The 22,528-nt window shown below is 71.7% G+C and carries 17 protein-coding genes; 13 read left to right on the forward strand and 4 right to left on the reverse strand.

The annotated features are described in order from the left end of the window. The first annotated feature begins 79 nt into the window (after positions 1-79). Together ACF08N_RS20580 and ACF08N_RS20585 are read left to right on the forward strand one after the other, a co-directional pair. A complete protein-coding gene (locus ACF08N_RS20580) occupies positions 80-739 on the forward strand; it encodes a histidine phosphatase family protein (RefSeq protein WP_392326068.1) in 660 nt (219 codons plus the stop codon). A gap of 12 nt (positions 740-751) precedes the next feature. Continuing rightward, entirely contained in the window at positions 752-1,660 is a 909-nt protein-coding gene (locus ACF08N_RS20585; RefSeq protein ID WP_392326069.1) for an ADP-ribosylglycohydrolase family protein, read from the forward strand. A 155-nt stretch (positions 1,661-1,815) separates the two neighbouring features. Here the strand turns inward: ACF08N_RS20585 and ACF08N_RS20590 are convergent, their stop codons facing one another. Further along, positions 1,816-3,369: an MFS transporter gene (locus ACF08N_RS20590; protein WP_392326070.1), complete on the reverse strand. Its 1,554-nt coding sequence runs from the start codon at positions 3,367-3,369 to the stop codon at positions 1,816-1,818. Between the two features lie 121 nt (positions 3,370-3,490). On the opposite strand from ACF08N_RS20590, the gene ACF08N_RS20595 reads away from it, so the two are divergent. The 3 genes from ACF08N_RS20595 to ACF08N_RS20605 all read left to right on the forward strand — a co-directional run bounded on the left by ACF08N_RS20595 (position 3,491) and on the right by ACF08N_RS20605 (position 5,593). Further along, complete coding sequence (locus tag ACF08N_RS20595; RefSeq protein WP_392326071.1) at positions 3,491-4,117, forward strand: TetR/AcrR family transcriptional regulator; 627 nt, start codon at positions 3,491-3,493, stop codon at positions 4,115-4,117. A 74-nt stretch (positions 4,118-4,191) separates the two neighbouring features. Then, positions 4,192-4,893, forward strand: a complete 702-nt coding sequence (locus ACF08N_RS20600) for a ribonuclease HII (RefSeq protein WP_392326072.1) — start codon at positions 4,192-4,194, stop codon at positions 4,891-4,893. 82 nt (positions 4,894-4,975) lie between these two features. Continuing rightward, entirely contained in the window at positions 4,976-5,593 is a 618-nt protein-coding gene (locus ACF08N_RS20605; RefSeq protein ID WP_392326073.1) for a hypothetical protein, read from the forward strand. Positions 5,594-5,668: 75 nt separating this feature from the next. Here the strand turns inward: ACF08N_RS20605 and ACF08N_RS20610 are convergent, their stop codons facing one another. The 3 genes from ACF08N_RS20610 to ACF08N_RS20620 form a co-directional block, all read right to left on the reverse strand. After that, positions 5,669-6,298, reverse strand: a complete 630-nt coding sequence (locus tag ACF08N_RS20610; RefSeq protein ID WP_392326074.1) for a hypothetical protein — start codon at positions 6,296-6,298, stop codon at positions 5,669-5,671. A gap of 222 nt (positions 6,299-6,520) precedes the next feature. Further along, positions 6,521-6,682, reverse strand: coding sequence for a hypothetical protein (locus ACF08N_RS20615; RefSeq protein WP_392326075.1), 162 nt, complete (start codon positions 6,680-6,682; stop codon positions 6,521-6,523). Positions 6,683-7,024: 342 nt separating this feature from the next. Beyond that, complete coding sequence (locus ACF08N_RS20620; RefSeq protein ID WP_392326076.1) at positions 7,025-7,240, reverse strand: hypothetical protein; 216 nt, start codon at positions 7,238-7,240, stop codon at positions 7,025-7,027. A 433-nt stretch (positions 7,241-7,673) separates the two neighbouring features. On the opposite strand from ACF08N_RS20620, the gene ACF08N_RS20625 reads away from it, so the two are divergent. The 8 genes from ACF08N_RS20625 (at position 7,674) to ACF08N_RS20660 (ending at position 22,359) form a co-directional block, all read left to right on the forward strand. Beyond that, complete coding sequence (locus ACF08N_RS20625; protein ID WP_392326077.1) at positions 7,674-10,457, forward strand: SpoIIE family protein phosphatase; 2,784 nt, start codon at positions 7,674-7,676, stop codon at positions 10,455-10,457. Positions 10,458-10,935: 478 nt separating this feature from the next. After that, a complete protein-coding gene (locus tag ACF08N_RS20630) occupies positions 10,936-11,619 on the forward strand; it encodes a DUF899 family protein (RefSeq protein ID WP_392326078.1) in 684 nt (227 codons plus the stop codon). A gap of 456 nt (positions 11,620-12,075) precedes the next feature. Next, positions 12,076-14,235: a RecQ family ATP-dependent DNA helicase gene (locus ACF08N_RS20635; protein WP_392326079.1), complete on the forward strand. Its 2,160-nt coding sequence runs from the start codon at positions 12,076-12,078 to the stop codon at positions 14,233-14,235. 310 nt (positions 14,236-14,545) lie between these two features. Beyond that, positions 14,546-15,991, forward strand: a complete 1,446-nt coding sequence (locus tag ACF08N_RS20640) for a DUF4192 domain-containing protein (RefSeq protein ID WP_392326080.1) — start codon at positions 14,546-14,548, stop codon at positions 15,989-15,991. 70 nt (positions 15,992-16,061) lie between these two features. After that, positions 16,062-18,167: a glycogen debranching N-terminal domain-containing protein gene (locus ACF08N_RS20645; protein ID WP_392326081.1), complete on the forward strand. Its 2,106-nt coding sequence runs from the start codon at positions 16,062-16,064 to the stop codon at positions 18,165-18,167. A 144-nt stretch (positions 18,168-18,311) separates the two neighbouring features. Then, positions 18,312-19,076: an NUDIX domain-containing protein gene (locus ACF08N_RS20650; RefSeq protein ID WP_392326082.1), complete on the forward strand. Its 765-nt coding sequence runs from the start codon at positions 18,312-18,314 to the stop codon at positions 19,074-19,076. Between the two features lie 145 nt (positions 19,077-19,221). Next, a complete protein-coding gene (locus ACF08N_RS20655; RefSeq protein ID WP_392326083.1) occupies positions 19,222-21,312 on the forward strand; it encodes an ATP-binding cassette domain-containing protein in 2,091 nt (696 codons plus the stop codon). Positions 21,313-21,471: 159 nt separating this feature from the next. Next, complete coding sequence (locus ACF08N_RS20660) at positions 21,472-22,359, forward strand: FadR/GntR family transcriptional regulator (protein ID WP_392326084.1); 888 nt, start codon at positions 21,472-21,474, stop codon at positions 22,357-22,359. The last annotated feature ends 169 nt before the right edge of the window (positions 22,360-22,528 follow it).

The following is a 22,528-nucleotide window of genomic DNA, read 5'->3' on the forward strand; positions in this document are numbered from 1 at the left end:
CCGACGACAACGCGGCGAGGCGCGGTGCCAGGCGTCGGGAGCCCGGCAAGATCGGCGAGACACCCCCTAGGGTCGACGTATGGCACGACCGCGACGCATCGTCCTTGTCAGGCACGGAGAATCGGTGGGCAACGCCGACGACACGGTCTATGAGCGCGAGCCCGATCATGCGCTCCATCTGACGGCCGGGGGGCTGGCGCAGGCAGAGGAGACCGGGGTCCGGCTCCGTGAGCTGTTCGGTCGTGAGCGTGTCAGCGTGTACGTCTCGCCCTACCGCCGGACCCATGAGACCTTCCGGGCTTTCGGGCTCGATCCGGAGCTGGTCCGGGTCCGAGAGGAGCCGAGGCTCAGGGAGCAGGACTGGGGCAACTGGCAGGACAGGGACGACGTCCGGCTGCAGAAGGCGTACCGCGACGCGTACGGCCACTTCTTCTACCGCTTCGCCCAGGGCGAGTCCGGGGCGGATGTGTACGACCGTGTCGGGGCGTTCCTGGAGAGCCTGCACCGCAGCTTTGAAGCACCCGATCATCCGCCCAACGTCCTGCTGGTCACCCACGGACTGACCATGCGGCTGTTCTGCATGCGCTGGTTCCACTGGTCGGTCGCGGAATTCGAGTCGCTGTCCAACCCGGGCAACGGGGAGATGCGAATACTGCAGCTGCGCGAGGACGGGCGCTATGCCCTGGACCGGCCGTTCGAGCGCTGGCGAACCCCCGAGCCGTACGGCGGCACCGGATAGAGTGGCAGGAAGATGACCGCTGATTCCTCTCGCGACCGGCGCTTCGCACGCGCCCTGGACAGCCTGCGCGGACTGTCCGTGGGAGACGCCCTGGGCTCCCAGTTCTTCGTACCTTCGAACTACCCCCTGCTGATGCAGCGCGAGCTGCCGCCGCCCGACTGGCAGTGGACCGACGACACCGAGATGGCCTGCTCCGTGCTGGCGGTGCTGGTGGAGCACCATCGTGTGGACCAGGACGCGCTGGCCCGCTCGTTCGCGGAGCACCACGACTTCGACCGCGGTTATGGCCCCGCCGTCAACCGCATGCTCAGGCTGATCAGGGAGGGAGGCGACTGGCGGGAGCTCGCCGCCGCTCTCTTCAAGGGGCAGGGCTCATGGGGCAACGGTTCGGCGATGAGGATCGCGCCGCTCGGAGCCTGGTACGCGGACGACCCCGAGCAGGCGACCCACCAGGCCGAGATCTCCTCCTACACGACCCACCAGCACCGCGAGGCGGTCGTCGGTGCCATGGCCGTGGCCGCGGCGGCTGCCCTGGTTGCGAACCCGGCAGGGTCGCCGGGGCCGGAGGAACTGCTGGACGGGGTGATCGCCCTGGTTCCCCGGAGCGCGGTCGGCGCCGGGCTGCGGCGGGCCCGGGACATGCTCGACTACGACGACGCCGGCACGGTGGCGGCCGTCCTCGGCAGCGGTCGGCGTACCAGCGCCCACGACACCGTCCCCTTCGCGCTGTGGTCCGCCGCCAGGTCCCTCGGGGACTTCGAGCGGACCTTCTGGACGACCGCCCAGGTCGGCGGAGACGTCGACACCACCTGCGCGATCGCCTGCGGAGTGGTCGCGGCGGGCAAGGCGGGCCAGCCACCCGCGCACTGGCTGGAGCGGACCGAGGCCCTGCCGGACTGGCTTCCCGAAGGGCCCGGCTGACCGGATCCGGTCGCGGCGTGCGACGGCCGGGGCGCTGATGGCGACGCCCTCGGCCGAGCGGTGGCTACGGGCTCCCCGGCCGGCCCGTAGCCGATGACCAGCGCTTGCTCCGGTGGCGTTGCTGAGGAGGGCCCAGCTCGGTCCGCCGGACACCTCTAGCCCGCGTGTGCTCCCGGGCCGGCCGCGCCGCTCAGCGCCTCGAGGTCGCTCTTGCGGACCCGGATGACGAGGACTGCGGCCAGTACCGCGAGCCCGACCAGGCCCACACCGGCCCAGAAGGCGGTGGAGATCCCTTCGGCGAGCACCTGGTGCCCCCACGGCGGCGGAAGCTCGTGCGTCGTGGCGAACGCCTCCTTCTGGGCGGGAGTCGACTCGGCGAGGAACGAGGGCAGCTGCCGCTCGGCCTCTGCCCGGCCCGCGGACCCGAAGACGGTCATGAGAATCGACAGCCCGAGGGAACCGCCGACCATCTGCGTCGCGTTGAGCAGACTGGAGGCTGCGCCCGACTCGTGCTGCGCCACACCCGATACGGCCGTCAGCGTCGCGGTCACGAAGACGAGTCCCATGCCGAAGCCGAACAGCAGCATCGGACCCAGGACTCCGCCGAGGTAGGAGCTGTCCGGGCCGATCGCCGTCAACCACGCCATGCCGCCGCCGGTGAGCACGGCGCCCGCGACCAGGAAGGGCTTGGGGCCGAGGACGGGCAGCAGCTTCGAGGAGATGCCTGCGGCAGTCACGATCATCACCGTGACCGGCAGGAAGGCCAGTCCGGAGGTGATGGGGCTGTAGCCCAGCACGTTCTGGACGAAGAGCACGATGAAGAAGAACATGCCGAACATGGCGGCCGAGAGGCTCATCATGATCAGGTAGGTGCCCGAGCGGTTGCGGTCGGCGAACATCCGCAGGGGCGTGATCGGCTCCCGGGCGCCGCGCTCGATCAGGACGAACGCGGTGAGCAGGACGGCGGCCACGCCGAACGCCCCCAGGGTCAGTCCATCGCGCCAGCCGTCCTCGGACGCCCGGATGAACCCGTAGACCAGGGAGGCCATGCCCACCGTCGAGGTGAGCGCGCCGGAGACGTCGAACCGTCCGGAATGGCGCTCGGACTCGTTGATGAAGACGGGAGCGAGGACCGCGATCAGGATGCCGATGGGCAGGTTCACGTAGAACACCCAGCGCCAGTCGAGCCACTCGGTGAGCATGCCGCCGGCCAGCAGGCCGATGGCGGCGCCGCTGGCCGACACGGCCGCGAAGATGCCGAAGGCCCGGTTGCGCTCCGGGCCTTCCCGGAAGGTCGTGGTGATGAGGGCGAGCGCGGTCGGGGAGGCGATGGCGCCACCCACACCCTGCAGGGCCCGCGCGGCCAGCATCTGCCACGGCTCCTGGGCGATTCCGCACAGCAGCGAGGCGACGGTGAACAGCAGTACGCCGGAGACGAAGACGCGGCGCCGTCCGAGGATGTCCCCGGCCCTGCCGCCCAGCAGGAGCAGGCCGCCGAAGGTGAGCGTGTAGGCGTTAACCACCCATGAGAGCTGGGTCGTGGTGAACTCGAGCGCTCCTTGGATGTGTGGGAGCGCGATGTTCACAATCGTGGTGTCGAGGACCACCATGAGCTGGAGAGCTGCGATCACCGCGAGTGCGATGCCTGGGCGGCCCTGTCGCCGGGCGGCCCCCGGTTTGTCGGGAGCTGTTAACTGAGAGGTTGTCACTTCGATTTCCCCACCCGTGAGTTAGTGAACGATGCCGTTCACTTTGCCGTCAACCGTAGAGAATCCCCGTCAGTGAACGCAAGCGTTCACTAGACCTCCAGTCCCCAACGGAGAGAACACCATGGCCACTTCGCGCTGGTCCCCCGGTGTGCAGGCCCCGCCGGTTCCGCTGCGCCGGCGAGGGCTCGTACTGGAACGAGCGATCCTGGAAGCCGCGCTGGAGCAGCTCAGCACGGTCGGCTGGGGCGGGCTCACGATGGAAGGCGTCGCCGCAGGCGCCCAGACCGGCAAGGCGGCGGTCTACCGCCGCTGGCCGTCGAAGGAGGATCTCGTCGCGGACGCGCTGGAAGCGGGACTGCCGACGCTGGACGAGGCCGCCGATCACGGCGGCATCCGCGAGGACCTCTACCAGCTCTGTCGCAGAGTGCGGGACGCCATGTTCTCCCGCTCGGGTCTCGCGCTGCGATCAGTGCTTCACGAATGCGACACCGCCTCCGCCGAGCGCTTTCACGGCGTGATCGTGAACCGGGTCGTCGAACCCTCCAACCGGCTCTTCCGAGAGGTGGTTCGCCGCGGGGTCGCCCGTGGCGACGTGCGGGCCGACGCCACGTGTGACCTGGTGTTCGACGTCATCCCCGGCTTGCTGATGTATCGCTCGAAAGTGTGCGGGAGCGAATGGCCGGACAAGGACATCGCCGAGATGATCGACCAGGTCATGGTGCCGCTGCTGCGGCCGGGCAGCGGCTGACGGACGCTGTGGAGGGCCCGAAGGGAATCCGGGTGTCGCAGCCCCCCCTCGAGCGGCGTACTCTTGCTGGCGCCATGCCGTACGAACCACCTACTCACGCAGTCGAGCGCTCGATCCGGGCGACCACAGGCGCCAAGATCGTCGCAGGCATCGACGAGGTCGGCCGTGGGGCATGGGCCGGGCCGGTGACCGTCTGCGCGGCAATCACCGGACTGCGCAGACCGCCTGCCGGGCTCACCGACTCCAAGCTGATCGCCCCGAAGCGCCGCACGGAGCTGGCGGGGGAGTTGGAGTCCTGGGTCACGGCACACGCTCTCGGTCATGCCTCGCCCGAGGAGATCGACGACCTCGGGATGACCGCTGCGCTGCGGCTCGCCGCCGTACGGGCTCTGGACGGTCTGCCGGTGCGTCCTGAGGCAGTCATTCTCGACGGCAAGCACGACTACCTGGGAGTGCCCTGGCGGGTACGTACGGTGATCAAGGGTGATCAGTCCTGCGTTGCCGTGGCCGCCGCGTCGGTGATAGCCAAGGTGCGCAGGGACGCCATGATGGCCGCGTTGCAGCAGGAGTTCGCCGTATTCGGCTTCGCAGACAACGCCGGGTACCCCTCGCCTGTGCACAAGGCGGCTCTGGAGGAACTGGGGCCCACCCCCTACCACCGGCTCTCCTGGGCCTACCTGGACGCGCTGCCCAAGTGGCGGCACCTCAAGAAGGTCCGCCTCTCCCCGGAGGCGGCCGCACTGGAAGACGGGGGCCAGCTCGGCTTCGACTTCTGACCCCGTCCTGCCAACAGCCGGGTCGCACTTTTGTGCCCACCCGCCGATGCCATCGACACCGGCATTTGATAGACATCCACCCATGCCTCTCATCCCCGAGGAGCCTCAGATTCACGAGAGCGCCCAGGGTCCCCGCGCGACACCGGCCGCAGGCCGCACCGCGCCGACCCCTCGTCCCGTACCCGGTCCGCGTTCCGCGGCCTCGCCGCGTCCCGGCCATCCGGGACCTGGTCCGGCCAGGCCCGCGCCCCCCGCACAGCGCCCGTCGGCGGCTGCGGGGAAGCCCCAGCCGCCCCGGAAGGAGAATCGTTCCGGACCGCAGATCCAGCTCATCCCCGCTCCGATGGACGGCGCCCTGGACGCCGCGGGCGAGGCGGTCGACCTGCTGCTCGACTCCGGCCGCGCGCCGGGCGACATCCTGGTCCTCACCACGGGCGAACTGCACCCGTGGGCGGCTCACGAGCTGTCCTTCGGCGAGTCCGCCTACTGGGCCCAGCACGACGCCCGTGACGACGTGTTCTATGCGGGCGCGGCGTCGGTGGAACGGGCGTCCGCCCGCCCCGTCGTGGTGGTCGCGGTCAACGGAGGTGACGACTCCGCCGCCCTCGCGCTGCCGGCCGCCCTGGCCAAGGCCTCCGCACTCCTGATCGTGTGCGGTGACCCGAAGCGGATCAACAGCGCTCTCGGCGCAGGTGTTTGAAGCCGCACCAGTCGCGGACCGATGGTCCGGTCGTGACCCGGCTGCCCCGACCACGGGCAGCCGGTGGATGACCCCTCAGCGAGCCGCGGTGCGCCGCAGCGCGTCCACCGCCCCGCCGGCCGTGCGCAGTGGGACGGGGTCGGCCTCCAGGCCGGCGTCGGCCAGACGGCCCGGTGCCGACGTCGAGTTGGGCTGCCGGCCGCCACGGCCTTCGCCCAGCACCTGCCAACCGCCATGCGTCAGCGTGATGTAGGCGCCGCAGCGCAGCCCGTGCAGCGTGCAGGCGTCGCGCAGCCCCCACATCCAGGCCCCGTCCTCCTCCGTCCAGCGCTCGTCGCCTTCACGGCAGTAGAGCAGGACGGCGGTGCGCACCGGGGTACGCCGGCGCAGGTCGTGCGGGATGACGCGACGCAGATGGGCCAGAAGGGCATTGCGGAACTCCCAGCCGTCCACCGGAACCGAACGACGGGAGAACGACGCGCTCGCGGCCAGCCGCTCCTCGTGGTCGAGTACGGCGACGACAGCGGTCGCAAGCGCCGGACGGTGCCGGGCGTGCAACCCACTGACCACCTCGCGCGGATTGCGCAGCAGCGGGATTCCTGCTGCCGCCCACTCGGCGGGCTCCAGCAGGCGGGCAAGGCGGCTGGCCGAGTTGGCCGAAGCGGTGAGCGAAGTGGCTGCGGACGAAGCGAATCCGAAGGTCACGATCCTCCCTTCGCATACGCGCCCACAGTGCGGGCAGGGTCGGGTGAGGGCGCACCGCAACAGGGCCCTCAGAGCCGAACAGGCCTGCGCGGGGAGCAGTTCAATTCTTCCTGGCGCGTGAGGATGCGGCAACGAGCAATTTGGCGTGACCGACGGGAATCGGCGGGTATGAGGCTCATATCCTTCCCTACTTCCTGACTTCCACGCGTCCGCACCGGCAGGTCAGGACGGGACGGCAAGGACCAGCGGAAACACGCCCTTTGCTCCTGCCCGGCGCAGCAACCGCGTGGTCACAGCGAGAGTCCAGCCGCTGTCCGAGTGGTCGCCGATCAGCGGCATGGGGCCGTCGACGCCCGCCACGGCCTCCGCGAGCTGCGGTGGCACCACGAAGCCGTTCGGCGGCCGGGCAGGTGCCGACTGTGCCGACGCGCGAGGCGCGAGGCGCGTGGCGCGAGGCGCGAGAGGAAGTTCGCTTCCACGTCCGACAGCGGCGGGACGTGCCCCTACCCCATGCACGTGTGAGGGGTCAGTCTCGGGAACGTCTCGGCAGATCGAGACGGCCAATTCCAGAGGGCCTGCGCCCGCGGGCGCCGAGCTGCTGTACGCGGTGCCCATGTGCTCGCCATGGACCGTCACGAGCCGCCCGCCGTCCGAGGACGGCGGGAGCACGACAGGGGGCTGCTGTCCATGGCACCTCCCTGCGCCGGAGCCGGTCGGCACGAAGCGTCACGGCCCGTCGGTCGTCTGCCACTCCATGGTGAGCACCTGGGCACGGCCGGTGATCCGGGCGTAGAGCTCCCGGGGCCGGTCACCCGTGTCGACGTCCAGGTGTGATCGTTCCGTTCTCCGAACGACCTGACGTACGCCGTTGACGTGCCACGGATAGGTCTCCACGCGGTGCAGACGCCCAGGGGAGATCGAGTGGGACACCCATGTCCACATGTTCTTCGAGATTGCTCATCACTCACCTCGAACGCGACTGACGGGTCACGGGGCACATGCGCAGCGTGCTCCCTGCCCCAGATCGACGGCGCTGCCGCGCCGGCGGCGTGAACGAAGGGCGGGAAGGCAGCCGTGGACGCCGACGGCGACAGGTGCCGCGCGGTCGCCCGTGGTGATCTGCGGTTGCGCGTCCCTGCTGGGCACGCTCGTCACCGTGCTACCGGTACGGAGGAACACCGCACGCAGGGTGGTGGGGGCGCCGGGTGCAGACCGCGTCCGTCTGACATCGGGGGACGCAGGCCGGGCCATGGTCCGATCTTTCTCCGATGTTGTGACATGGCTCACAAAAGGTCTAGGGTGAATGGGCCTGGAGATCCCGCCGGGCGGCGAGCCGAGTGGCGGCGCGCGACCGGGCCGCCTCCGGGTGAGGGAAGTGATCCCGTTGTCCGTCGCCTGGGACGACATCGGCGGGCTCGTCGATGCCCACGAGCGGTTTCTTGCCGGCGCGCGTGTCGGCACGGATGTCCGGGACTCGGTGCTCGACTCCTGGAAGCGGTGTCGGTACGCGGGGCTCGCCCCGGACCGGCTGCGGGTCCCCTATGCGCCGGACCTGGCCCTGGACAAACGGTTCCTGCTGGCGGCCGACCCCGTCCTCAAGAACCTGACCGAGTCTCTGGCCGACGTGGGCATGACGGTCGCGCTGTGCGACGGACAGGGCCGCATGGTCCAGCGGCTCGGCGGCGACCCGCAGCTGCGCGACCGCCTCGACGCGGTGCGGTTCGCCCCTGGGTTCGACGCCTCCGAACTGGTCGTCGGCACCAACGGCGTCGGCACCGCCCTGGCCGAGCGCAAACCCGTCTACGTCATCGGCCGTGAACACTTCGCGGACTGTCTGCAGCCGTTCGCCTGCGCGGGAGCGCCAGTCCGTGACCCCCTCAGCGGGCGCATCGAGGCCATCCTCGATCTCACCTGCCTGCGCGACAACGGCGACCCCGCGATGCTGCGGCTGGTCCGCGAAGCCGCCCAAGACATCGAGGCGCGGCTGCTGGAGCAGGCCACCGAACGCGAACGGGCGCTCCTCGCGGCCTACCGGCGGGCCGGCCCCGACACGGGCGACTGGCCGAGGCAGCCCGAGTTCGCACCGCCGGGTGGCCGGGGGACGGGCCACGACGGCGGCGAGCTCGACCGGATCGACCTCGCCGTGCTGCGGGAGAAGGCCGAGGAACTCATCGCCTCCTCGCAGCGCACCCTCGACGAGGTGACCCTCCCCGGCAGCCGGACCGCCATACTGCTCCGTCGCCAGGTCAAGGTCGCGGCGGGCGAGACAGGCGTGGTCGTCGAAGCGCGCGTCCTCGGCGGTCCACAGCTGCGTCCCGTCGTGCCCGTGCAGCCGGCCCTGCCGGCGCCGGTGACCGTGCCCACTGCCACCGTCACCCCCGCACCGCCGCCCTCACCCACCGCACGCCCGGTACCGGCCACGGACGACGGCGCGTCCGGTCGGCTGCTGCTCCTCGGCGAGCCGGGCGTCGGCCGGCTGGCCGTGCTGGCCCGTAGGCGCCTTGAGCTGCTGCACGAGGCCGGCGTCCGGATCGGCACGACGCTGAACGTCACCCGCACGGCGGAGCAGCTGGCGGAGGTGGCCGTCCCCCGGTTCGCCGACTTCACCGCCGTGGACCTGGCCGACGCCGTGCTGCGCGGCGACGAGCCGGGGCCGCTCGGCGCGGACACCTCGCTGCGCAGGATCGCGCTGGGCGCCATTCACGAGGAGTCGCATCTGTACGGCGTCGGCGAACCGGTCCGCTACGTTCCGTCCACGCCGCAGGCCCGCAGCCTGGAGAGCCGGCAGTCCGTGCTGGAACCCGTGCTGCCCCGGGCCGACGGCTGGATCGCCCAGGACCCGGAGCGCCTCGGACGGGTGCTCGCGGCCGGCGTCCACTCCCTGATCACAGTGCCGCTGCGGGCCCGTGGCGTGACCCTCGGCGTGGTGAGCTTCTACCGCTCCGAGAAGCCCGCTCCCTTCGAGGACGACGACTTGTCGCTGGCCCAGGAGCTGGCGGCCCGTGCGGCCGTCTGCATCGACAACGCGCGGCTCTACACCCGCGAGCACAACACCGCCCTCACCCTGCAGCGCAGCCTGCTGCCACGGGGCCGGTCCGAACAGAGCGCCGTCGAGGTCGCCTACCGTTATCTCCCCGCGCAGGCCGGCGTGGGCGGGGACTGGTTCGACGTGATCCCGCTCTCCGGCGCCCGCGTGGCGCTGGTCGTCGGCGACGTGGTCGGTCACGGCCTGCACGCCGCCGCCACGATGGGCCGACTGCGGACCGCGGTCCACAACTTCTGCTCCCTCGACCTGCCGCCCGACGACCTCCTCACCCACCTCGACGACCTGGTCGGGAGGCTCGACCGGGAAGAGGGCTGGGAGGCGGAGAACACACCCCCGGACTCCGGGATCGTCGGAGCCACCTGTCTGTACGCCGTCTACGACCCGGTGGCGTGCAGCTGCAGCCTCACCCGCGCCGGGCACCTGCTCCCCGCAGTCGTCCGGCCCGACGGCACGGCGAGCTTCGTCGATCTGCCGTCCGGGCCGCCGCTCGGACTCGGTGGGATGCCCTTCGAGACCGTCGAGCTGGATCTGGCCGAAGGCAGCCAGCTGGTGCTGTACACCGACGGTCTGATCGAGGACCGGCACCGGGACATCGACTCCGGCCTGGACCGGCTCCGCACTGTCCTGACCTGTGCCGACCGGACGCCGGAGGACACCTGCGAGGCGGTCCTGGACGCACTGCTGCCGGCCAGGCCGAGTGACGACGTGGCCCTGCTCGTCGCCCGTACCCACGTGCTCGGACCCGAGCGGGTCGCGCAGTGGGACCTGCCGAGCGACCCGGCGGTCGTCTCCCGGGCCCGTGCGATGGTCACCGGCCAGCTTGCCGCCTGGAGCCTTGACGAGCTGGCCTTCACCACAGAACTCATCGCCAGCGAGCTGGTCACCAACGCCATACGCCACGCGACCGGGCCGGTCCAGCTGCGGCTGATCCGCGACCGCGCGCTGATCTGCGAGGTCTGCGACGGCAGCAGCACCTCGCCCCGGCTGCGCCGCGCCAGGAACGAGGACGAGGGCGGACGCGGACTCTTCCTCGTCGCCCAGCTCACCGAGCGCTGGGGGACCCGCTACACCCCTAGCGGCAAGGTCATCTGGACCGAACAGCCCCTTCTCTGACCGGCATGGCCGGCGGCGCGCCAAGCCCTTCGTCCGGACCGCACTGTCATCGGCCCCGCACGGGATGTCCCGCCAGACCATGAGGATCGGTGACAACAGGTGTGTGACCGCCACGGCCATCGGGCTCGTCCTTTGCGTTCGGCGGCCAGGGCGTCGCCGTGGCGGGCGTCGGCGTTGCGCCGGCGCAGTAGGCGTGCGGGGCCCGCGGCTGCACGGTGTGGTCGGGGTGGCGGAGCGCGCCGCTCGAATCGACGACGCTGCCCAGCTGTTCACCCGCCTCTGCGGCGGCGGTTGACACCCCGCAGCGTGTCGTCGCCGACCGAGTAGCACCCGGCGACGGAGTGCACCCCGCGGGTCGTCAAGCGCACCCCGTGAGTCACGGATCAGTGCACCAGCCCCACTTCAGCGTGACTGTCGGCGAACCCTGGAACCGCCATAGAGTGGAAAGCCGGGGGGATCACCACCCGAGGAGGACGCGATGGTGCGGCACACCAGACTGGCCGGTGAATCCGCGGATTACCGCGACGCCCGCGAAGGACTCCGCTTGGCCGAGATCGAGCTGATGCGCCACCGTGAACGGGTCGCGGCGCAGCGCCGGGCCCTTCCGCAGGGGCCGCCCGTCGACGACTACGTATTCCTCGAAGGCCCCGCCGACCTCGAAGCAGGCGACGCCCCGGTCACCGCGGTCTCCCTGTCCGGGCTTTTCACTGCCGCTGATCGCCCACTGATCGTCTACCACTTCATGTACGGCAAGCTGCAGACCGCCCCCTGCCCGATGTGCACCCTGTGGATCGACGGCTTCAACGGCGTCGCCCGCCACATCGCCCAGAACGCCGACCTCGTGATCGCCGCGGCCGCCGACCCGCCCGCGCTGCGGCAGCACGCCCGCGATCGCGGCTGGCACGGGCTACGGCTGCTGAGTTGCGGCGACAGCACGTTCAAGTACGACCTGGGCAGCGAGGACGAGGACGGCGAGCAGGACTCCACGATCTCCGTCTTCACCCGCGACGGTGACGGCACGATCCGCCATTTCTACTCCGCCCACCCGCGCATGGCCGAGGACATCGACGAGCGGGGCATCGACCTCCTGGCCCCCGTCTGGCACCTCCTCGATCTCACCCCGCAGGGTCGCGGCGACTGGTTCGCGAGCCTCGATTACTGATCCTCTGCCGGGAGGCTCGGCACCACAGCGACACTCGGTGGCCGGCGTGCGTCCCGCAGAAGGTGTCGGCGACGTCAGCCAAGGAGGCGGTGCCGGCGTGGGCCGGTGCGGTGCGCAGCCGGTTGGCTCTGCAACGACGTTCTCGTGTACGGAGCCGGCCGGTCGAGACCGACGCCGGGACCTGCGCGTCGTGAGCGCATGCGCCGTCTCCACACGAGACGGAGTGGGCGTGTGGAGGGAAATCAGCCCTTCGGGGCTGCATGGACTGGAAAGGCATTCGAATTCCGGCCGGGATCGAGCCCCTGACCTGCATAAACGTGCTGATTACGGATGGTCGTGGCCGAGCGCTGCACCCTGGCCGTGCTCGATCGCTGCATGGCCGGTGGACTGTCTTTGAGTCGGGTGTCACGCTGGGTGAGTTGGCCGATTGTCCTTGCCATCGGGTTGCATGGGGACATGGACAACCTGGAGCTCCGAACTGAAGCCGACGCCATCCTCGCTGAGCTCGTCGGTGCCCCAGGGGGTTCGGCGCGGCTGCGGGAGGATCAGTGGCAGGCCGTGTCGGCACTGGTGGAGGAGCGCCGGCGTGCATTGGTGGTGCAGCGCACGGGCTGGGGCAAGTCGGCTGTGTATTTCGTTGCCACCGCTCTGCTGCGCCGTCGTGGCTCCGGCCCCACAGTGATCATCTCGCCGCTGCTGGCGCTCATGCGCAACCAGGTCGAGTCGGCGGCGCGGGCCGGCATCCAGGCGCGCACGATCAATTCGGCCAACCCGGAGGAGTGGGACACGATCTACGAGGAGGTCGAGCGCGGCGAGACCGACGTTCTCCTCGTAAGTCCGGAGCGCCTCAATTCAGTGGATTTCCGCGAGCAGGTGCTGCCCAAACTCGCGGCCACGACCGGTCTCCTGGTGGTCGACGAGGCGCACTGCATCTCCGACTGGGGACACGACTTCCGCCCGGACTACCGCAGGCTGCGGGCGATGCTCGCCGAGCTCGCCCCTGGGGTACCTGTGCTGGCCACCACCGCGACCGCCAACGCCCGGGTCACCGCGGACGTGGCCGAGCAGCTCGGCACCGGTGCCGGCGAGGCCCTGGTGCTGCGCGGCCCGCTGGAAAGGGAAAGCCTGCGCCTGGGTGTCGTCCGGCTTCCGGATGCCGCTCACCGCCTGGCCTGGCTCGCCGAGCACCTGGACGAGCTACCGGGCTCCGGGATCATCTACGCCCTCACCGTCGCCGCCGCCGAGGAGGCCACCGCCTTCCTGCGGCAGCGCGGCTTCAAGGTGGCCTCCTACACGGGGCGCACGGAGAACGCCGACCGGCTGCAGGCCGAGGTCGACCTGCAGGAGAACCGGGTCAAGGCGCTGGTCGCGACTTCGGCGCTGGGCATGGGCTTCGACAAGCCGGACCTGGGCTTCGTGGTCCATCTCGGTTCGCCTTCCTCGCCGATCGCCTACTACCAGCAGGTGGGCCGTGCGGGCCGAGGTGTGGAGCATGCCGATGTGCTGCTGCTGCCGGGCAAGGAGGACGAGGCCATCTGGCGCTACTTCGCCGATACCGCCTTCCCGCCGGAGGCGCAGGTTCGACAGACCCTCTCGGCCCTCGCCGATGCGGGACGGCCGCTGTCCGTGCCGGCCCTGGAGGCTGCCGTGGATCTCCGGCGCACCCGTCTGGAGACCATGCTCAAGGTGCTCGACGTGGACGGGGCGGTCCAGCGGGTGAAGGGCGGCTGGATCTCCACCGGCCAGCAGTGGATCTACGACTCCGAGCGGTACGCCTGGGTCGCCCGGCAGCGGGCCGCCGAGCAGCAGGCCATGCGCGACTATGTGAGCACGTCCCGGTGCCGCATGGAGTTCCTGCGCCGACAGCTGGACGACGAGGGGGCGATCCCGTGCGGCCGGTGCGACAACTGCGCCGGCGCCTGGGCCGACTCCTCTGTCTCGGCGGAGACGTTGACGGGGGCGGCGAAGGAACTGGACCGCCCGGGGGTGGAGGTCGAACCGCGCCGGATGTGGCCGACGGGGATGCCCGCACTGGGCATCAACCTCAAGGGACGTATCCCGGCCGGCGAGCAGTGCTCCACCGGGCGTGCCCTGGGGCGGCTCTCGGACATCGGCTGGGGCAACCGGCTGCGCCCGCTGCTGGCCGAGAACGCGCCCGACGGACCGATTCCTGACGACGTCCTGCAGGCCGCGGTGGCTGTCCTCGCCGACTGGGCGCGCTCTCCGGGCGGCTGGGCGCCGAATGTCCCGGACGCCACTGCCCGGCCGATAGGGGTCGTCGCCGTGCCGTCCCTGACCCGCCCTCAACTGGTCGGGTCCCTCGCCCAGGGAATCGCGACCGTTGGCCGGCTCCCTTTCCTGGGCACTCTGACGTACACCGGGCCGAGCGGCGCGCACGCGGCACGCCGCAGCAACTCCGCCCAGCGCCTCAGGGCGCTGTCCGGCGCCTTCACCGTCTCCGAGGAGCTGGCTGGTGCCCTGGCCGGCTCTCCTGGCCCCGTCCTGCTCGTGGACGACTACACCGACTCCGGCTGGACCCTCGCGGTCGCTGGCCGACTACTCCGTCAGGCAGGTGGTGAAGGGGTTCTTCCGTTGGTCCTTGCTGCGGCAGGCTGAGCTTCCCCCCACACCTGCTTCGCGTCGTGCGCACCCCAGCCCGTGCGCTGGACGACCAGGGCCCGGCGCTTGTCGGCGACGAGCGCCTCGATCGCCCGCCACTGGTCCTCGCGCAGGCGGCGGCACCCGAGGGGTAACTGACGAGTCGGGCGAGTACGGCATCGGCGGCGGCCCTGGCCGCACGGTCTGCGTTGGTCATGCCCCCATGACACCCGATGGCACCGACAAAGCGAGAACGGATCCGACGGGCTGTGGATAACGTTATCCACAGGGGTCGCGGCAGATCGCTGCTCCGCGAGACGGTCCTGCCATGAACAAGCACCACGACTTTGCCGCCGGATCCACCGACGACCAGCAGATCACCCTGCGCAGCCCGGCCGAATTGGCCGATGCCCTCCCGTACATGATGGGCTTTCATCCGAGCGACTCGATCGTGCTGGTCGCCCTGCACGGAGGCCGGGGCCGGTTCGGTGGCCGGCTCCGGCTCGGCATTCCCCGCTCGCCCCGCGAATGGGAGCCGGTGGCGCAGCAGCTTGCCGAATGCCTGATCCACGGAAGCGAGCGCCGGGGGCCGCGCCCCGACGGGATCGTCGTCTTCCTCTGCCAGGAGCCGGCCGACGGCGAGAGCGGACTGCGGGTGATGGAGCGGCTCCGCCCACTCGCCCAGCGGCTGCGCACCGCCTGCGGTGCACTCGATGTGCCGGTGTACGAGGCGCTGTGCATCTCCGACGGCCGCTTCTGGTCCTATTGCTGTCCCGACACGCGGTGTTGCCCGCCCGAGGGGACGCCCCTCGTTCTTCCCGGCACATCGGTGATGGCGGCGGCCGCCGCCTACGCGGGCATTCAAGTGCGGGGCAGCCTGCGGGAGATGGAGGCCAGGCTGGTGCCCTGGACCATGGGGGAGGTGGTGGAGCAGCAGCGGGCGCTCGACGAGGCCGGCAGGGCACTCGTGCCCCGGATTCTGGACGAACAGGGACAGCGGGGGCTGGCGGCCGACACTCTGGAGCTGGCCCGGAGCGTGCTGGACCGGCTGGCACAGACTCCTCACATTCCGCAGTCGGCCGCATCGGGCGAGGGGGACGCGGTGGACGACCGGCTCGTCTCCCACCAGGAGGCAGCCGCGCTGATCCACGGCCTCCAGGACCGCAGGACCCGCGACCGTGCCGCTCAGTGGATGGAGGGCCCCGACGCCGCTCCCGCGCTTCGGCTGTGGCGCGCCCTGTCCCGGCGATGCGTCGGGAGCTACGGCAGCCATGCCGCCGCGCCTCTGACGCTCGCGGGCTGGGTGTCGTGGTCCCTCGGCGACGAGCCCGCGGCGCGGGTCGCCCTCGGCCTGGCCCTGCGCGCAGACCCTGAATACGTCTTCGCCCGACTGCTCCACCAGGCCTGCAACGAGGGTCTCGACCCCGAGACACTGCGGCACTGTCTTCGTCAGGAGCAGGACTGGCCGACACCCAGTGGTGCTCCGGCGGCCGTTGCCGCAACCACCGGATCCGCGGCCGGTGATGACCCGGACACCTCTGGCGACCAGGCATCGGCAGACCGTCCGACGGGCGCGACAGGCGTGACGGGCGCTGGGCGGGAGCGGCCCCGTCACCGTCACCGCCGGCGCCGCGCCCGTCTTCGCTCTGCGGCCCGTGCCGCCCGTGCCGCCCGCGGGCCGGGTGATGCGTCTCACAACGGCACCGTCGGCGGCGGCACCCAGGTGCGCGGGAGCAGGCGCAGCGGTCGGCGCGGCAGCAGGAGCAGGCGATGACGCCCGTGACCTGGGGCCCCGCGTGGCCGTTCACCGTGGCGGCGGCCGGTCCGACCGGTGTCGTCCCCGCATGCAGCAGCTGTCAGACGTGTCAGGAAGGCGCGGCAGACCACCCATGGCCCCCAGCGCACCTAGCCGCCCCTCCCCACCCCCAGGGCAACTCCCCGGGGGCGGGCTCCAGTCCTCGTCTCCGGCCCGCAGGCCAGATCTGCCGCCTGTGCACGACGCCATCATGTGCGTCGCCCTGCCCTGCCTCGCGGTGTCGCCCCAGCACGGCCAGCTCTGCGGGAACGGAATCGAGGGCGTCTACCGATCGGGCCGACGGCTGCTGTCACGCTGTCGGCTGCGCGTCCACGGACGCGAACCACTCCTGCTTCAGGGCAGGTTGGTGTCGGCTGACCTCGCCGAGTTCATCGCCGTCGTCCGTACTCCCTCCGAGAGCGGCCCCGACCCGGACGTCGTCGTCGAGAGATCCAGAGACGCCCAGGGCACGGAACGGATCACACTGCGCAGCACGACGGCGCGCACGCTCCGGCTGCCGATCGAGATCGTCCTGGGCACGGACCTCGCGGAGCTGGGAGCGATCGCCGCGGGGCGCCCCGGTCCCGAACTGCCCGCCACCGTCCATGACGCGGGCCTGCGCTGGGCAGCCGGCCGCGACGGTACCGGCCCCGGCGCCACCGTCACCGCGGACCCGGCCCCGCACGACGCACTCGCCTCCGCCGGAGTGCTGCGCTGGGAGCTGGAGGTGCCTCCCGGCGGCTCCCGCACCATCGAGTTGCGCGTACGAGCGCGTGCCGCCCACCGGGGCACCGAGCTCGCCCCCGGCATCTCCCGCCCGGCCACCCGAGCCCTCGTCCCTGCGCCGGAGCTCGAGTGCGACGATCCCCGGACGGCAGCGCTCGTCGCCACAGCGGTCGCCGATCTGCGGGCGCTGCTCGACCGGGATCCAGCACACCCCGCGGACGCGAGTCCGGCGGCCGGGGTCCCGTGGCGCTGCCGGCCGGCGCCCGCGGAGGCGCTGTGGGCCGCACGGATGGTGCTTCCCCTCACCACCCGGCTCGCCGCCACGACCCTGCGGATCGTCGCCCGCACCCAACGGACGGGTACGAGCCCCGACTTCGGACACATCCCCGGTCCTCTCCGAGACGCGGGACCCCACCTGCCCGCGAGCTGCACGGGGACCGAGGCGACCCTCGCGTTTCCGTCCGTCGTCGCGGAAGCCTGGCGCTGGGGGCTGCCCGAGCGGGACCTGGCGGAGCTGCTTCCCGCCATGGAGCGCTGCCTCCAGTGGCTGCGTCGGGCCGCCGGGGAGCAGGTGCTGCTCGCCGAGCCGGGCACCCCCGGTTTCCATCGCACCGAGACCCAGGCCCATGCACATCGGGCCGCCCTGCTGGGTGCCGACGTCCTGGAGGCCACAGGGTGTCAAGGAGCGGCGTACTGGCGGGACTGGGCCGAGCAGCTGCGGCAGCGCTTCCGTGAGGACTTCTGGCTCGACGATCCCGGCGGAGGACGCCCCGTCGCCGGCAGGCTGCCCGGCGGGCGGCCCGTGCCGCACCTCGGGGCAGGCGCGGCACACCTGCTCGACACCGGACTGCTCGGCGGGGGAAGACATGTGGCCGGTCTGCTCGACAAGGCGCAGACCGAGCAGCTGGCCCGCCTGTTCGCCGGCCCGGCCCTGCACTCGGGATGGGGGCTGCGATCACTCGGGGCGAAGGAGCGGGGGCACAATCCGTTCGGCCATCGCTCGGGAGCGGTGCGGATCCACGAGACGGTGGTCGCTGTCGCCGGGCTGGCGGCCGCCGGGTTCGAGCGCGAGGCGTCGTCCTTGATCCGCGGCGTGCTCGATGCGTCCGACCACTTTGGACACCGGCTGCCGGAGATGCTCGCGGGGGTGCAGCGCGGCGCGGACAGCGTCCCGGTGCCGCATCCGGCGGCGTGTCGGCCGGCCGCCCTGGCCGCGGCCGCCTCCGTTCAGCTGGCCCTCGTCCCGGCCGGGATCCGGCCCGATGTGCCCAGGCGCACCGTGGCGCTGCACCCGATGCGCAGCGCGCCGCTCGGAGCCCTGCGGATCGCGGGGCTGAGCGTGGCGGGCGAACCGTTCGCCGTCCGGGTCAGCAGGCTGGGCCTCGGCATGGTCGAGGAGGCTGCGCAAGGCCTGCAGTTGGGGGTGTGACCGGCCTCTGTCCGCCACGGCGCACGGGTCGAGGAAACACCCGAGGAAACAGCCGAGGGAACAGCCGGAGAACCAGCCGAAGAATCGGGTGCCGCACGTCAGGAAGGGTGTGTTTATCGTCAGGCAGACGACTATGATCGCGGCATGTCGCCCTACGACCCGTCGGCCTTTCCGCCCTTTGCTGTCACCGTCGACCTGGTCGTGCTCACCGTGCGTCGCCATGCCCTCTGTGCGCTGGTCGTACGCCGTGGTGAGCCGCCGTTCCAGGGGCGATGGGCGCTGCCCGGAGGGTTCGTACGGGCGGACGAGGACCTGGCGGCCGCGGCGGCGCGCGAGCTCTCCGAGGAGACAGGATTGTGCGCCCATGACCCGGCGTCGCCCGCGCCGGCGAACGGAGCGCACCTGGAGCAGCTCGCGACCTACGGGGACCCCAAGCGTGACCCGCGGATGCGTGTGGTCAGCGTCGCGCACCTCGTCCTCGCCCCCGACCTGCCCGCTCCCCGCGCGGGCGGCGACGCGAACAGCGCCCGCTGGGCCCCCGTGGAGGACCTGCTCGGCCAGGAGCACGGATTCGCGCGCGAGGACGAGGAGCACGCCCCGCTCGCCTTCGACCACGCGCTGATCCTGGCGGACGGTGTCGAGCGCGCCCGTTCCAAGATCGAGTACTCGTCGCTGGCCACGGCATTCTGCCCGCCGGAGTTCACGGTCGGGGAGCTGCGCCGGGTGTACGAGGCGGTGTGGGGCGTGGCCCTGGACCCGCGCAACTTCCACCGCAAGGTGACCGGTACGCCGGGCTTCCTCGTGCCGGCGGGCGGCACGACGACCCGGCAGGGAGGGCGTCCCGCCCAGCTCTTCCGGGCCGGCGGAGCCACCCTGCTCAACCCCCCGATGCTGCGTCCGGAAGTCTGATCCAGGGACTGTTTCGCGGGCGCGGCAGCCTGACACCCTGGGTGCGGCGGCTGCGCAAGATGTCTGAAATGTCGCGTTATCTTGCTGCGGTACCCCGTGCTGCCGCTGAGCGGTCTCACCTTCCGTGAGAGAGGCGAGAGAAGCGATGCTCCAGGCCGTCGGACTCACCAGTGCCCGGCGCCGGGAGCGTGTGCCCGTCGTCGACGACCTCTCCTTCGAGGCACGGCCCGGGTGCGTCACGGCTCTCCTGGGGCCGTCCGGTGCCGGAAAGACGACAGCGTTGCGGCTGATGCTGGGGCTGGAGAGCGGCCGTGGTGTCACCTACTTCCGGGGCAACCCCCTGCACCGCATCGCGGATCCCGCGCGCGAGGTCGGAGTGCTGCTCGGGGATGTGCCCGGCCATCCCGCGCGGACCGCGCGCAGCCAGCTGCGGATGCTGAGTGCCGTCGTGGGGGTGCCTGCCTCGCGTGCCGACGAGCTGATCGACATGGTCGGCCTCGGCGGCCTGCGCGACGAGCAGCTGGGCCTGCTCTCGCGCGGGATGGACCGCAGACTCGGGCTCGCCGCCGCCCTGTTGGGCGCTCCCCAGACCTTGATCCTCGACGATCCCTGCCGCGAACTCTCGTCGCGCGACAGCGGCTGGATCTTCGATCGGCTGCGCGCGCACGCGGCAGATGGCGGCACCGTGCTGTGCACGACCGGCGATCCCAAGGAGGCCGCCCGCATTGCCGACCGTGTCGTCACCATCGGCGCCGGACGGCTGTTCGCGGACCAGGACGTCGGCGACTTCTCCCGCACCCGCCTGCGCCCGCGCGTCGCCGTCCGCACACCGCACGCGGCACGGCTTTCGGATGCGGTCAGCCGGGAGGCGCGTGCCGCGCGGCGTTCGGTGGAGGTCGTTGTGGAGGGCAGCAGTGAGCTGTCCGTCTACGGCAGCAGCTGTGCCGAAATCGGCGAGACCGCCTATCGGCATGGGGTGCTCGTGCACCGGCTCACCGAGGAGGTGGGGGACTGCGGCCCGCCGGCGCCGACGCCGGCCCTCCCGACCGTCCCCACCGCAGAGCCGCCGGCAACGCGTCCGGCCTCTGCCACGGCCACCCCCTCGGCGCCGGCCACGCCCCCCGAGCCTCCCTTCGGCCCGGCCGACGTGACCGCTCCACCCCTCGCGCCTCCCTCCGCCCGGGCCGAAGCCCCCGCATGCGCGACCGCTCCGGCCGACGCGTGCCCAGCCGACGCCAACGCGCACGCGACCACCCCAACCGACGCCGATGCCGAAGCGCCCTCCAACGCCCAGACGAACGCGGCCGCGACCGCCAACGCACACGCCCCCGTGCCGGCGACCGCCCACGCCACCGCGACCGCCAACGCACACGCCCCCGCGTCAGCGACCGCCCGCGCCACCGCACCGCCCGCCACCCCCTGCCCCGCCCCCGGCCGTTCTCGGCCGCCACGGGCCGCGCGCAGTCCCCGGTGGCCCGTGCGGTACGAGGTGCGCCGACTGCTCGGCGTGCGTACCGCACCGCTGGTCGCGGTCGTCGCCGTCGCCGCCTCCCTCGTTCTGTGTGTGCTGCTCGCCCGTGCCCGTGCGGGGCTGGCGCTGCCGCCCAGTGTCTTCGCCGCCTGGCCCGACGTCCTGCCGCTGCCTCCCGCGGCTTTCGGTGCCGGGCTGATCGGTGCGCTGTCGTTCGGTGAGGAGTTCCGCTACCCCGCCCTCGCCGCGATCCGGGGCGCAGTGTCCCGGCGGGCGGGCCTGTTGCTGGCCAAGCTCGTGGTGACCGCGGCCGCTGCCCTGGTGCTCGCGACCGTGGTCGTGGCGGCCGACGTCCAGGCGCTGCGGCTCGTCTACGGCGCCGACTTGGGGGTCGACCCGGCCAAATTGCCGTCCCTCGGCGTCCGTTGGGCGGGCCTGTGCGTGGGCTGCGCCTGGGCGGGGCTGCTCGCCGCGGGCGTCTTCCGGATCACGGCCGCCGGGGTCGCCGCCGTTCTCGCGGTGCCGGTGCTGATCGCGCCGCTCGTGGAACAGGCGCTGCTGGGTCCGGCGGCCCGTTCGATCGCCGGACTTCCCGGCCGGATCCACGACATGGCCTGGCTTCGCCTGCCGCGCGAGGCGGAGCGGTGGTCCGCAGCGGCCCTCCATGTGGTCGCGCAACCTGTCGGAGCGGCACTGGTGTTGTCGTTGTCGGCCCTGATCTGCGCGTATCTGTTCACGGCGGTGCGACGCAATGCCTCTTGGTGATCGGAGTCGACTGGTCGGGGCCCCACTGCCCACAACTCCCGCGATGCTGCCCGATTCCTTACGATAAGGCGTCAATTGCGGGGTGAGCGCCGATCACCCTTTCGTGTGCTTTTCACCAAAGACCTCAAGGGGCTTCGAACCAGAGCCGACAAAGGATGCGTGAGTACCCTTGCGCACACCATGATGACCGCCGCCCGCCCCTCCGAGACCGGCCTCGCAGGCCCGGGCGAACTCGACCGATATCCCTACGCGGAGTCGCCGGGCGTCGACCGCGTCGGTCCCCCCTCCTGGGAAGGCGCGGACGCGGAGCTGGGCCGGGTCGCCCGCCGTGCGGCAGGCAGCCGTGGCCGTGGTCTGCACGGTCAACTCGTCCAGCAGCTCGGCCAGATGATCGTCTCCGGCGACCTCGGTGCCGACCGTCCGCTAGTCCCCGAGGAGATCGGCCAGCGTTTCGAGGTCTCCCGCACCGTCGTCCGCGAGTCACTGCGCGTCCTCGAGGCCAAGGGCCTGGTCAGCGCCCGCCCGAATGTCGGCACCCGCGTGCGCCCGGTGAGCGACTGGAATCTGCTCGACCCCGACATCATCGAGTGGCGCGCCTTCGGCCCCCAGCGCGACGACCAGCGCCGGGAGCTGAGCGAGCTGCGCTGGACCATCGAGCCGCTCGCCGCCCGCCTCGCCGCCGGACACGGCCGCGACGACGTCCAGCAGCGGCTGGGCGACATGGTCGAGATCATGGGGCACGCCCTGGCGCAGGGTGACGGGCTCACGTTCTCGCGGGCGGACGCCGAGTTCCACTCCCTGCTCATCCAGCTCGCCGGCAACCGCATGCTGGAGCACCTCTCGGGGATCGTCTCCGCCGCCCTCCAGGTGTCCGGTGGACCGGTCACAGGCTGTGACCGGCCGAACGAGACCTCGGTGGGTCAGCACGCCCGTATCGCCGAAGCGCTCGCCTCGGGCGACGCACCGGCCGCCGAATCGGCCATGCGGCAGCTGCTCACGGTTCACCCGGAAGTGGAACGAGTGGTCCCTGCCCCGCGCGAGCACTGATCGCCGACGGCGGTCGTGAGTGCGGCGGCGTACGCACAGCGTGTCGCCGGATTCCGCGGGGATCCGGCGACACGCTGTGCGGCGTACGCCCCCATTCGGCCGTTTCGTGGCATATGGGGTGTGACTCGGGCCACGCGGATTGGGCGTAACACTCCTCGAAGCCGTGCGA

The organism is Streptomyces sp. NPDC015127 (assembly GCF_043080095.1).
Taxonomy (GTDB): Bacteria; Actinomycetota; Actinomycetes; order Streptomycetales; family Streptomycetaceae; genus Streptomyces.

Coding starts and splice junctions, on each gene's coding strand:
- ACF08N_RS20580 (WP_392326068.1), top strand. CDS start 80: ATGGCACGACCGCGACGCATCGTCCTTGTCAGGCACGGAGAATCGGTG.
- ACF08N_RS20585 (WP_392326069.1), top strand. CDS start 752: ATGACCGCTGATTCCTCTCGCGACCGGCGCTTCGCACGCGCCCTGGAC.
- ACF08N_RS20595 (WP_392326071.1), top strand. CDS start 3,491: ATGGCCACTTCGCGCTGGTCCCCCGGTGTGCAGGCCCCGCCGGTTCCG.
- ACF08N_RS20600 (WP_392326072.1), top strand. CDS start 4,192: ATGCCGTACGAACCACCTACTCACGCAGTCGAGCGCTCGATCCGGGCG.
- ACF08N_RS20605 (WP_392326073.1), top strand. CDS start 4,976: ATGCCTCTCATCCCCGAGGAGCCTCAGATTCACGAGAGCGCCCAGGGT.
- ACF08N_RS20620 (WP_392326076.1), bottom strand. CDS start 7,240: ATGTGGACATGGGTGTCCCACTCGATCTCCCCTGGGCGTCTGCACCGC.
- ACF08N_RS20630 (WP_392326078.1), top strand. CDS start 10,936: ATGGTGCGGCACACCAGACTGGCCGGTGAATCCGCGGATTACCGCGAC.
- ACF08N_RS20635 (WP_392326079.1), top strand. CDS start 12,076: ATGGACAACCTGGAGCTCCGAACTGAAGCCGACGCCATCCTCGCTGAG.
- ACF08N_RS20640 (WP_392326080.1), top strand. CDS start 14,546: ATGAACAAGCACCACGACTTTGCCGCCGGATCCACCGACGACCAGCAG.
- ACF08N_RS20645 (WP_392326081.1), top strand. CDS start 16,062: ATGCAGCAGCTGTCAGACGTGTCAGGAAGGCGCGGCAGACCACCCATG.
- ACF08N_RS20650 (WP_392326082.1), top strand. CDS start 18,312: ATGTCGCCCTACGACCCGTCGGCCTTTCCGCCCTTTGCTGTCACCGTC.
- ACF08N_RS20655 (WP_392326083.1), top strand. CDS start 19,222: ATGCTCCAGGCCGTCGGACTCACCAGTGCCCGGCGCCGGGAGCGTGTG.